The organism is Actinoplanes sp. NPDC048791, from assembly GCF_040650095.1.
Lineage (GTDB): Bacteria > Actinomycetota > Actinomycetes > Mycobacteriales > Micromonosporaceae > Actinoplanes.
Window position 1 is genome coordinate 4219 of record NZ_JBEZGQ010000714.1, and the last position, 287, is coordinate 4505.

General features: G+C 76.0%; 1 protein-coding gene. It reads left to right on the forward strand.

Features of this window, described 5'->3' with window-relative positions; genetic code table 11:
* Positions 1 to 287 (forward strand): nitronate monooxygenase (locus tag AB0C29_RS35255; RefSeq protein WP_360829727.1); only part of this gene is annotated, 287 nt, incomplete at both ends.

The following is a 287-nucleotide window of genomic DNA, read 5'->3' on the forward strand; positions in this document are numbered from 1 at the left end:
ACTTCGCGGCCAAGGTCGAGCTGGCCGTGGCCGCCGCACCGGCGTGGGTGAGCTTCACCTTCGGCATCCCGGACGCGGCCGTGGTCGACGCGCTGCGCCGGGCGGGTTCGACAGTGCTGATCACCGTGACCGACGCGGACGAGGCGAGAGCTGCCGTGGCCGCCGGCGCCGACGCGGTGGTGGCTCAGGGCGGCAGCGCCGGTGGGCATTCCGCGACGACCCGTCCCGCGAGCTACGTCGGGGACCGGGGCACGGCCGAGCTCGTCCGTGAGGTGCGGGCGGCGGTG